The following is an 11115-nucleotide window of genomic DNA, read 5'->3' as shown; positions in this document are numbered from 1 at the left end:
CAGAATCGTCGTTGGTCTGGTAACTTGAGGCACTGATTGGCAAGTTGCCTAAAGTTGATACGATGAAGAAACTCTTGGAACAAAACGAGCCCGGCGTCATTTGAAAGTTGACCGCCGTCGGCGGTCACAGTCACATTGGTATTGCATTGCAGGGATAAGCTGGTTAAAGTTGAGATGGTGTGAAGCCTCGCTTTCGTGATGGTTTTTGTCGACTTAACCTTAGCATATAGGCGCACCCAATGGGTGAAACACCAAAGCAGCGCAGTCCCGTGTGAATCATGGGATTGCGCTGCTTTTTTGAAATTCTATGAATAATCCAGGTTATTCTTGATCCAAGTCACGTGCGCGGCGTTGCTGTATGATTGGTAGCCAGTAACGCTGGTTTTACCATCGAATAAAGCATACCGCGTACCATCCTTGTCTACCCGGGTGATCTTAAATTCCGCGCCTGCCAAGAAGGTCTTAGGGTTATACTTATCGACCTTGACGAACTTCAGATGATTCTTGCCATCCGGGGTCTTCGGCATCGCGTCTTTGGGATAGACGTACAACTTAGCTGGATAGGACGTTATCTTGCCAGCGGCGTCTTTGGCACTCATTGGCAAGGCAACAATGAAGTTGACCGATTGCTTGAAGCCATTGGGCGTTTTGCTTTCGACAAACAGATAAACAGCTGGTTTATCGCCGCTTTGTGTCGGCAAGTCGACATTGAATTGGCCGTTAGCATCAGTCGTCCCTGTTTTCGTCGGTTTGTCTTCCTTATACCAGCTGGCATCTTGAATGTCGGTTGCAATTTTGGCTTCATCTCCGCGATCGTCACTTTCCCAATACTTAGTGGTGACATCGTAGATTTCAAATTCGGCGCCTTCAAGCGTTTGTTTGCCAAAAAGATCCGGTGCTTTCGTTGGATCAGTCTGCTCACTTTGATTTTCGGCATATGCCTGCGAAGCGTATTTCGTCAACGTCACATTTTGTGTTTCCGGGACTGTTGGCGCGTCATCAGCGCTCACGTTCTGTCCGTTTAACCCCATTGCCAGTGGCACAACTAATGCAGCGGCTCCAATAAAAGTCAGTGCTTTCTTCAAGAATGCGTGTGTCATTTTCTTTCTCTCCTTCATATTCCCCTATGCTTTTTTGTTTTTACTCTGATTGCCACAATAAGTGCAACCAAGATCAAACCCAACGTTGATAACCATGCTGTCCATTGTTCGCCAGTCTTTGGCAAAAGCTGCCGCAGGCTTATTCGCCTGCGCTTCAGCGAATGACCGAACATCCCCGTATTTGGCAAAGGTATCCGCGGCCTTGACGCACCTGGCTGGTTTGGCTGGCCGGGTCCATTAGTATTTGGCAAAGGCACCCGCGGGTTTGGCTCGCCTGGTTCATTTGGCTGGCCAGGCGTGACTGGTTCGCCAGGTTTTGGCGACTGCGGCACATTAACCACCGCGTATGGATCTGTCTCACCCCGCGAATATTCACCGGCAACCACGGTGAAGGGAATCGGCTTCTCATTACGCAAGAAGCCCGCTGGTGCCTGGACTTCATAAAGCGCATAAGTGCCATAACCCAAGCCTTCGATGCCAAACGCTCCATCCTTGCCAGAAGTCAGCGTGTAAAGGGCTTCGTCTTGGTAGGTCTTGGCCACATCACCTGCGACTTGCTGCCAATGCCAACCATCAGCGGTTTTCACCAGATAAGCGCCGGCTGCGTTCTTAACGACAAAAGTCGCGCCTGCCAGTTTGACTGAATCGTGTGTGGCATCGACTTTGACGAAGCGCTTGCCGCCAGTCACCACCACGGCATGATCATGCTGCGGCTGGCCGCCGCCAGGATAAACAGCGGCATCATTGATCAATGGCTTGTCTGCAGCAGTCCCAGGACGAATCGTCATTTGGTAAGTGATCGTGATGGTTTTGTTGGCGTATTTGCGCAAGCTGCCAACCTTGAAGTTCGCGACGAAACTGTGTTCAGTCACAGTCGTCAGCTGATACAAGTCGTTATCATCGGTAACATCGGTGCCGTCGAGCTTGACGTTCACGGCCCCTACGCGAGACAAGGCACTGTCGGCATTGTCGCTGATGCTGAAGTCCTTCATCGTCGCAATATCTGCTGGTACTTTGACTGAGAGCTTGTAAGGAATTTTCTGGCCATAAGCAAAGCTGGTGCGATCCGCATTGATCTGCTTTTTGATCATGGTTTTGCCGCCGGGGATCACGCGCTTAGGAAACAAGTCGATCCGCGATGCCATCCCGCTATCGTCGCGCATTGGCAGCACCACCACTAGATTCTGGCTTTGGCCTTGGCTGCCGGCAGGATGACCGGTTTCTTTGAACAGATAAACCGCATAGCGGCCATTGTTGCGCAGGCTCAACCCATTGAAGCGGGCCTCGCCTTCGCCGGTTGTGACTTGCGACGCGATCGGCTCAGTTGGTGCGTAAGCCGCTTGGGCAAAATGGTCCTGCGCCTTTTCAACGCTGACTTCATGGGTGTCTAAGTAGTGCCAGAAGTCTTGCGTGATGTCGTATGCCGTAAATGTGACGCCATTTAGCGTTTGGCTGGATTGACCGCTAAATGACGGCTGATCTTTGCCATTGTTTGGTTCGCTGGCCGGTAAATTATCGACAAACTGCAGCTGGTGCAGCACGATATCGACATGACTAGGCGTGCTTTTGGCCGCCACCTGCTGCGGCGGTGCGGCGGCCAGCCCCACCAGCATCAGCAGTCCTAAGGTGCAAACCGCGATGTAATTCATTAATTTAGTCACGGCCACTCACCTCCCGTCGTTTGCGCATGACAATCAGGATCAAGCAAGCCGCGATGCCTAACATACTAAGCGCGATAACTAGCAGCTGTTGGTAACCTGAACCGCCGGTATGCGGCAGAATTGGCGTTGCGTGATCGGTGACGGTCAACGTGATGGTGTCGCCGTTTTGCGCAAGCGTATAGCCATTGACAGTCGCCCCAGGCTTCAAAGTTGAATCGCCGATTTTGATGGCGGGCTTGGTGCCAGTGTCATCCATTGCGATCTCAACTTGCGCAGGATTGATCTCATAGCCTTTAGGCGGCGTGACTTCAGAAATGACATAGTGCTGATTGGCCTTTAATGCTGATTTGAATAAGTCACCTGTTGCCTGATCGGTTGTGATCAACTGCTCTTTGGCATCACCAGCAAGCCCAAACGTCGCGCCGCTTAGTAAGTTGTGATTCTCGTCTTGCTTCTTGATCCTGAGTTTCATCGTTGGCTTCAACTTATGCTTATTGGTGATATTGATCACCGTCTTGCCATTGCCATCATTAGGCTTATCGTATGTTGGCGTATAGCCAGAGACTTCAGCTTCTTCTACGGTATAAGCAATCTTCTTACCTGCTGCATCATACTTGGGCAGATCTTTGAATTCGTATCGCCAATCATTAGCTGCAGTGATCGTTTGGGTCTTGACTTGCTTGTTATCAGCTAACAAGTTCACCGTAATGTCATCCGGGCGGATGTGATCGGCATTATCGCCATCGTCCCATGTCTTCTGGCCGCTAACCGTCGTCGTGCCAGTCAGGGTATTCGTGAAATTATACCCATCCTGCTTGGACTGATAGTTAGCAACAGAGTCTTCTGAAACCTTGTAATCGTACGGCTGACCGTTGTCATCTGTCGCAGGAAGGTCAGTAAACGTATATTGCCAGTTAGTTGCCGCACTGGCTTCTGCAGTCTTATAAGGATTGCCATTTTGGCTAAGCTTGAAAGTAACCTTATCTGGCCGCGTATGATAAAGATCGTTGTTATCCTGCCAGGACTTTTCCCCGGTAATCGTCGTGTTTTTATCGTAAACATACACGACGGTCCCATTAGGCCCAGGCGTCAGCGTCCCAGTTGGGTCGAGGCTTTTCGTCCCAGTCACTGAGCCATCATAATCCATCTTTAGAAAGTGATATCCTGGGATATCAAGCTTGTTCGTTAAATACGTGGCCCCTGCTGTGGCGTTGGGATCATAGCTTGGTTCAGCGTCAGTGGCTGAACCGGTGTAAAGGGACTTAAGGTCTTCGTTTTTAGTATTGACATATTTAACATCGACACTGGCTGCTTGCGTAAACAAGAACTTGTCCAATTTAAACTGCTGCAGATTCTTGGCCGCACCAGTTGAGGCACTCACAAACATCGAAGCTGTCTGGTAGCTGTCTGGAATCGTATGCTCCCACTCATCAACTTGACCATTTGCTTCGGTGTATGACACATGTAAGACTCGCTTCGCGCCATCATATTGGATCTTGAAGTCATGAAACGCATTATTGGCAACTGGGTCGATTCTTTTGGCACTGTTTTGATCCGTAACCGCCCACCAGCGCGTCACCGGTTGATCCTCAGGCCCTTTAATGTCATTTCTGAGACTGGTAGTGACGAAAGCCCCAAATTGCGGATAGTCACCACCGCTAGGATCTGTGTCCCAACCAAAACCATCTGAATCGCTGGGATCGATTTGATTGGCACTATTTTTAGGCGCACTGTAATCGTTGTGCCATGTATCTAATTTAAACCCAACCGCATTGTCTAATCCGCCAATCCCCAAGTTACCGCCGGCATTGCCGACATCGTTGGTATTGCCTTGATGAAAAGCAAAGCCGATGCCATCTGCCCCCATTTGGTCAGATGTTTTATCACCGAGATTGATCTGGCCTTGCAGCGTAAAGGACTGGCTCAAATCGATCTTGCTGTTTAGCGAGAAATTACCGACTTTGTTGTTTTCATCAGGGGTCAACGTGACCGTGCCGCTATTTTGATCGTAGGACGCATCACCATGGACCCCGAAATACTGTAAGAAATTATCTTTATCGACCTTTGTTTGATCATCGATATAGTTCGGCGTTGTCCCGCCGATCACCGTGGCCGCCTGCCCCAAGCCTTGCAGCATCACGACAATGACCGCAATAACGGTAACAACAGGTTTAAACCAACCCGTATGCCGCAACTGCCTGTCACGGCAGTTTAGCGGTGCATCTGCTCGACTCGCTGGCGTCGAAGCGTCTTTTCGTCTTTGCCGTTCTTCCATTGATATCTCCTCACCCGATTCAACTGGGGATAACGCATGTAGATTACGCAACCCCGCATAATACGGCAACACATTTTCTGTAACCCATGTGGAAAGTCACACAAGCTGGCGTAATTGGCCGCTTTGCTCGATCATGTGTCATCCCCTGATCACGGCTAACCATGCTTTACCGTGATTGGGATTTCTGCCCAATTATAGGGAATAATCCCAGTGAGTACTGAAACGCTTCACCCAAGCTGTACAATATTGGACAACTGGGCTAGACCTGTCCAACAGTTTAGCCATGATGCAGCCGCCATGGCCTTGACGGCTTCGAGTTCGGCTGGAAATTTGAGACGTCAATGACCATTTTTCATTGCGGCTCCACCATTTGCGCGGTATACTCAGCCTTAGATATCTGCAAATATTGTTCAAAAAATGACCGGCCGGTCTTCAGATTAGCTTATTGCCAATATGCGAATTGCATATATGGAACACTAACGATTCGTTAGCGCTAAGCCATCTGATTACCGACCGGTCTTTTTGCATGCAAAAAGAGCGATCACCCATATTGATTAGGAGCAGTAACAATGGATAACGCACAACCCACCGCCACTCGGCTTCATAGTTATATCGCCAGCATCAAACGCCATCACTATTCGCCATTGTTCACCCCAGTCCAGCTCATCAACCTCTTGGGCTTTGCCTTGATCATCTTCATGACGCCTGCTTTCACCAACCCCACAAGCGAACTGGGCTTGTTTATCGGCTTAGTCATCGTGGTCATGCTGGACGGCTTGTTCTACCCGCTGGCGATCCAAGCTGTAGTCAATCACCCAACTTTATCGCAATTGGTGCTGCCTAAGCATTTTGTCCAGGCGCTGCATCATATTGAACAGGCTGGAAAAGCCTGGCGCATCGCTTACTACGATTCGCCGCAAATCAGTTGTACTTTCGCTGATCCAACGGCGCAGTTTAACAATGATCAGGCAATGGCTGATCACTGAGTGGGGATCTTGTGGCGAGGCGCTTTTCGCGTTGTGCTTTGTCATGTCAGCTGGCTTGTCGGCTTGATCGTCTTCTGCTTTGGGGACAGAAGCAATCTGGAATTCTAAGGCAAACTTCGGCCCATTGCAGCGTCAAATCATGTTACTTCTGGAGGAGTTCATTATGCGTATTTATCGCGGCTTAACCACACTACTCGTTATCGCTGGATCAGCCTTGATGCTGGCCGCTTGCGGCAATCATCAGTCTTCAAGCAGCGCCGCAAGCACTAAATCAGCCAGCGTCGCCAAATCCAGCACCAAAGCTTCCAAAGCCAAAACCAGTTCTGCAGCAGCGGCTAAGGCGGCCTCATCATCAAAGGCCAAAGCTGCTGCCGAATCTAAAGCGGCAGCAGCCAGTGCCGCAAAGGCCAGCTCACAAGCGGCAGTCCAAGCCGCCTCATCGTCCAAAGCCAAAGCCGCTGCCGACTCATCCAAGGCTCAAGCCGCCAGCACTGAAGCAGCTAACCGAGCTTACGCGCTGAAACATCCCATCAACGAATATGACGAAGCATACGCGACGCTTGTGAAAGCCAACCTGCCTACGCCTGACGGTTGGCCTAAGTTTGACGCCAACCGGCAAGATGGCTCTCATATCGTTGTGATAGATTCAGACCAATCCGGAATCGATGTCTTCCAATTCTACCCACAAGCCGACCAAACCGTGAAGATCGACTGTTCCTACGTTACCCAACCGATTAGCGGCAAAGATTATGCAACGTATCCCATCAACAAAACCGTCACGATCAAGCGCGTCGGCGATCCGGGTAACGGCTATCATTACTAGTTAAAACCACAAGCGGCCACCACCTCACGAAACCTCGTGAAGCGGTGGCCGCTTGTGGTTATTGAACAGGGACAGTTTGCAAGGCCCGCAACGCCAAGAAGAATTCGTTGAGCTGTTGATACGTGACGCGCGGATCAAGATCGTTGTTAATGGTCCCCATTAAGAAACTATATGCCAATGATGCAAGATGCGCTGAAACGTCATCGGCATGCGACAACATCACACTGCGCTGATCAAGTTGACGCTTGAAGCTTCTGGCGAACTGCTGCTTCGCCAGCTGTTCGAAATCGACTTCCGGCGTGTGGATCTTAGTCAACAGCCGTAAGTGCTGGATGATCGGCTGATACTCTGGCGGAAACGGCTCGGCAAGGTGCGCCAAGTGCCCGCCTTGCGCACGCTGCATCAACAATTGATCCAGTGGCAGCAAATTGGCTTCGATCATCTTTCTGGCCAAATCATATTTATCCGTGTAATGGTTATAGAACGTCGCTTTGCCGATTTCGGCGCGCTGGGCTAACCGCGCAACGCATAGCGCAGCAAAGGGCTTTTCTGCGATTTCTTCAAAGAACGCCTCTTGAATCGCCCGGCGCGTTTTCTGAATCCTTAGATCTGTATCTTCTGCCATTTTCCCCACTCCTAAAGCACTGATTTTCCCCAATTAAAAATATATACTTTTCTCGAATCTGGTTAATTTTTATATTGTAATCTCTTATAAGTATTACAATGATTGAATATTGTCCCCCAAGAAAATATTCGCATTAATTATAACCATACCATAACTGACAAATCCACCTCAGCTGTCTAATATTAGACGATTTCTGTAAACTGTCTTATAACAATTGGCCAAAAAACTCACCTGCCATGACCAGGTGAGTTAGCCACCGCCGCTGCCGCCGCTATTTCCGGCCTTGGGGAGACGAGAAGTCAGCAGCGACAACGACAGTGGAATTTCAAAAAGGGAGTGGGGCAAGGACCCGCAATCAGATCCTTGTGTCAATATATCCTGCTTAGCAACTGATCGGGTAATCAGTTGCCGCCATCAATATTTACGTCTAATTATATAGCCCCCGCCGCGCAAGTATCGTGACGCTTCACCCAAGTTGTCAATTACTAGACTATCGGGCTGGACCTGTCCATGATCCATTTTGATCAAGCGCCAAATTCGCCGAAAGTAACACAAAAATGCCCGTGATTTCAGAGGACACTTCCCTGAAATCACAGGCACCATCAATATTCGTTTGATGATATGGTACCTACTACTGTTTCACGTGAAACAGTAGTAACCTTTTTAGCACATTTTGATACACCGCTCATCCTGCCACGGTAAAAGTCGGCACTTGCGAGGTTTCAGTAATTAAACCGACCAGCAATTGGTAAGCACCAGCGTCAAACACTTGAACTATTTGAATTCCAACTGTTTGCCAGGTGCCACTGGCTTGCCAAACTGCGGCATGCCAAATTGATTAAAGTCGAAGGGCTGCAGGCGGATGTTGCGGTCCCACCCGCTGCCTTGCTTGCGTGCGGCATGATAAACGAGATAATCTTGACCGCTTTGACTCTTGATGAAACCACAATGTCCCGGCCCAAAGACTTGGCTCGTTGCACTAAATACCGGCTCTTTGGTGTGCTTTTGCCAAGCCGCCGGATCAAGCGGATCTTTGCCAGTTAATTCCAGTTGGCCTAAACAATAATCATCCGTCCAACTGCCGCTGGCCGAATATATCACAAACGTCCGGCCGCTGTGTTGCAAGATCTGCGGCGCCTCGTTCACATGCGGTTCACCATGGCGCTCCCAAGGCTGATCTGGTGCAGAAATCAAGCGGCGTTCACCAACCAGTGCAGTGGGGCTTTTCATCTTGGCCAAGTAGAGATTCTGTGCGACGTTTGTCCGCCCAGCCCAGCCAGACCAAACGAAATACTGCTGGCCATGCAGCGTCAACACCGTGCCGTCGATCGCCCAATGATCATCTGGTGTGCTGAGCTTGCCGGCAAACTTGAACTTGCCGGCAAGCGGATCATCTCGATCAGTGCCACCGGCCAGCACAAACATCCGGTGGTTGGCATTGTCGCCATCATCAGCAGCGTAGTAGATGTACCAACGCCCAGATAAATAATGGAGTTCCGGCGCCCACAAGTTGTTGCTGTGGTCACCAGTCAGCGGTGCCGTGTAGACGTCGTGATCCGGCTCAGTCAAGACCTTAGTAGGATCTTCACTGTGTTTTAGGAACAACCGATTGCCATCTGCCGCGCCACAGTAATAGTATTCTTTGCCTACCTTCATCAGCCAAGGATCGGCGTAACTGCCGCCATCCCCTTTAAGCGGATTCGTATAAGCAATTGCTTTTGGCCGCTGGCTCAGCCACAGCCCGCCGCCAGCCAAGGTCAAGACAATTGCCCCAGCTGCAATCAGGAACCAGCCGCGGGCCTTCATGACAAATCACCGCTGAACTGACTGGCATCAAGGCGGCCAATCGGCGCTACTGCAAAGAGCTGTTGCAGCTTCTTGACATCGGCTTTGGGTTTGCGATCAGCAGTCAACAAACCATTCACCTCTTGTTCAACATCGGTCAGTTGCGTGTAGCAATAACCTGATAACGCAGGCGAAGCGGCAACGGCAGCCATCAGCGTCGCCATTTTGGTCAGATAATCCTTCTGTGAACTGGCTTCAGTATAACCCCAGCCGTCCTTGCGCTTAGAATCAAAGCCGATCCCGCCAAATTCACTCAGCACCAGCGGCTGACCTTGATAGGCAAACCCCTTGGCAAAAATGGCCCAAGCAGCAGGCGCTTGATCGATCAGCTTGGCGACTGAACCCAGCGTTTCCTTGAACTGATGATACGCTCGGCTTTCAGGATCCAGATTCTGCACATAATTGTGAATGCCGATCACATCGCCAACCGTCACGTCCCAGCCATCGTTAGACTGCACCAGCCGCGTATCATCCAAGGTATGCACGAGATGGTACAATGCTTCGGTAAAATGCTGCTGGCGCGTGTCTTCGTGAATCAAATCGACGCCCCAGCTTTCGTTGAAAGGCACCCACATCACGATGCTGGGATGGTTATAGTCTCGATGAATGGTTTCTTGCCAAGTCTTGACCAGCCGCTCAACGGTTTGCTCAGCGAAGAATGGGGCCGAGGCGGTTTCTTCCCAAACCAGATAACCTAAATGATCTGCTTGATAGAGAAACTGCGGATCTTCAACTTTCTGGTGCTTGCGGCAGCCATTAAAGCCCAATGCCTTGGCTAACTTGATATCCTTGGCAAAGGCGTCGTCATCTGGCGCCGTCAGCAGCCCCTCTGGCCAGTAGCCTTGATCCAAAACCAACCGCTGGTAGTACGGCCGGTTGTTCAACATGATCATGCCATTCTGCACGCTTACTTTACGCAGGCCGAAGTAGGCGTGAATTGTGTCTTGCACCTCATCAACTTGTTGCAGCGTCACATCGACAGTAAACAAGTTGGGATGCTCCGGCGTCCAGGTCCAGCCATCGTTATGAAAGGCGGTGCGGAAAATATGTTGCTGAATCAAATCAACACTGCGCACCAAGGTGGTCGTCGTCACTTGCAGCGAATCTTTGGCGATTAGCTGATCATGAAACTTGATCGTGTACGTCAAGGTGCTGCCAATAGCGCTGGCAGGTACCGAAGCCGCCAGCTGAACACTGCGGTGATCAAGATCCGGCGTCAGCTTCAAGTCAGCCACGTGGTTTTGATTGACCACTTCAAGCCAAACCGTTTGCCAAATGCCTGTAGAGTTCGTGTACCAGATCCCGGCTGAGCCGCCGGTCCAAGACTGCTTACCGCGCAGCAGCGTTTCGTCTTCAGTGCGATCGACCGCACGCACCGTCAAGGTCTGCTTGACCCGCTTCACATTAAGCGCCGTTGTGACGTCAAAAGAGAAGCCCACATCGCCGCCTTCATGATGACCGATGTACTCACCGTTGACATAGACATCGGCAAAATAATCGACGGCCCCGAAATGCACGATGACATGCTGATCAGTTGTTAACTCTGGCCGCTTGAAAGTCCGCTGATACCAAACGATATCGTGTTTTGCCTGCTCATTGATTCCACTTAACTTGGCTTGATAAACAAATGGCACGTTAATTTTAAGCGAGGCCGGAAAGCCTTTTTGGGCCCATTGCTGACTTTGGCCTTCGTCTTGATCATCAAACGCAAATTGCCAAGTACCATTAAGATTCTGCCATTCACCATCACGGACTAGTTCAGGCCTGGGATATGCTTGTCTTGCCATCTCAATTAACTCC

The 11115-nt window shown here is 50.3% G+C and carries 8 protein-coding genes; 2 read left to right on the top strand and 6 right to left on the bottom strand.

All coding sequences use genetic code 11. The features are described 5' to 3' along the window. Positions 1–305: 305 nt before the first annotated feature. The 3 genes from ACGG90_RS10490 to ACGG90_RS10480 are packed head-to-tail and all read right to left on the bottom strand — an operon-like array spanning position 306 to position 5036. Positions 306–1100 (bottom strand): pilin N-terminal domain-containing protein, encoded by a 795-nt coding sequence (locus tag ACGG90_RS10490; RefSeq protein WP_390409207.1) that lies wholly within the window; start codon positions 1098–1100, stop codon positions 306–308. A gap of 14 nt (positions 1101–1114) precedes the next feature. After that, entirely contained in the window at positions 1115–2761 is a 1647-nt protein-coding gene (locus ACGG90_RS10485; RefSeq protein WP_390409206.1) for a SpaH/EbpB family LPXTG-anchored major pilin, read from the bottom strand. After that, a complete protein-coding gene (locus ACGG90_RS10480) occupies positions 2754–5036 on the bottom strand; it encodes a lectin-like domain-containing protein (RefSeq protein ID WP_390409204.1) in 2283 nt (760 codons plus the stop codon). The genes ACGG90_RS10485 and ACGG90_RS10480 overlap by 8 nt, the downstream gene beginning before the upstream one ends. A 569-nt stretch (positions 5037–5605) precedes the next feature. Between ACGG90_RS10480 and ACGG90_RS10475 the strand changes: the two genes are divergently transcribed. Next, positions 5606–6022: a hypothetical protein gene (locus ACGG90_RS10475; RefSeq protein WP_390409202.1), complete on the top strand. Its 417-nt coding sequence runs from the start codon at positions 5606–5608 to the stop codon at positions 6020–6022. Positions 6023–6185: 163 nt separating this feature from the next. After that, positions 6186–6845, top strand: coding sequence for a hypothetical protein (locus ACGG90_RS10470; protein WP_390409200.1), 660 nt, complete (start codon positions 6186–6188; stop codon positions 6843–6845). A gap of 58 nt (positions 6846–6903) precedes the next feature. Here ACGG90_RS10470 and ACGG90_RS10465 read toward each other — a convergent pair whose 3' ends face one another. The 3 genes from ACGG90_RS10465 to ACGG90_RS10455 form a co-directional block, all read right to left on the bottom strand. After that, on the bottom strand, positions 6904–7470 hold the full coding sequence (locus tag ACGG90_RS10465; protein ID WP_390409198.1) for a TetR/AcrR family transcriptional regulator: 567 nt from the start codon (positions 7468–7470) through the stop codon (positions 6904–6906). 774 nt (positions 7471–8244) lie between these two features. Then, positions 8245–9276, bottom strand: a complete 1032-nt coding sequence (locus tag ACGG90_RS10460) for a glycoside hydrolase family 43 protein (protein WP_390409196.1) — start codon at positions 9274–9276, stop codon at positions 8245–8247. Continuing rightward, complete coding sequence (locus tag ACGG90_RS10455; protein WP_390409194.1) at positions 9273–11102, bottom strand: glycoside hydrolase family 2 protein; 1830 nt, start codon at positions 11100–11102, stop codon at positions 9273–9275. Before ACGG90_RS10455 ends, ACGG90_RS10460 begins: the two co-directional genes overlap by 4 nt. Positions 11103–11115: the final 13 nt, after the last annotated feature.

This window comes from Lacticaseibacillus jixiensis, assembly GCF_042847315.1.
GTDB classification, from domain to species: Bacteria; Bacillota; Bacilli; order Lactobacillales; family Lactobacillaceae; genus Lacticaseibacillus; species Lacticaseibacillus jixiensis.
This window is presented reverse-complemented; position numbering and strand designations above follow the sequence as displayed.